Origin of the sequence: Sphingobacterium sp. UBA5670, assembly GCF_002420705.1 — a bacterium.
GTDB lineage: Bacteria > Bacteroidota > Bacteroidia > Sphingobacteriales > Sphingobacteriaceae > Sphingobacterium.
The window spans coordinates 4,457-5,022 of record NZ_DIIM01000015.1; the positions used below are offsets into that span (position 1 = coordinate 4,457).

Here is a 566-nt window from a genome sequence, read left to right on the forward strand (position 1 = left end):
TGTATTACACTGCTTTCTATTATAATCAACTGGAGAACCGAAAATTCGGCTTTTAAATTCATTGGAATTTTGTTTACCGTAACTTCCTTTTTAGGAATTTTAGCTTCAATTTTATTGATTTCCCATGATATAGATTCGCACAACCCATTTGTAAAAGAGGTTTGTGGGGCATTAGGTAAAAAATCGGATTGTAATGCGGTGCTGAGCTCAGACCAATCAAAGTTTCTAAATATAAGCTGGACAGTGTGGGGAGCAGCATATTTCTTAACATTTTATTTATCCATAGCTTTTTTTGGTGGACAGATTGGCAACCTTGTATTGTGGGCGATTTTGTCATTATTAATATCGCCTTTTATTCTTTTCTCTTTGCATTATCAATATTATATTGTCAAGCACTGGTGTACGCTGTGCCTAGCGGTTCAGGGAATAATTGGGATGAATGCTTTCGTGTCTTTAATATATATCGAAGCTATATATTCAAACGCAAACACTATATTATTTCATGAATTAAGTTTGATAGTGCTTTCAGGCGCTGGTATTCTTTTTATGTTGAGTTACCTCATCCC

General features: G+C 34.8%; 1 protein-coding gene. It reads left to right on the forward strand.

Annotated features, from left to right (window positions below; genetic code table 11):
• Positions 1–69: 69 nt before the first annotated feature.
• Positions 70–566: vitamin K epoxide reductase family protein (locus B3C94_RS12830; protein ID WP_293904228.1), on the forward strand; the 497-nt coding region annotated here is incomplete at its 3' end.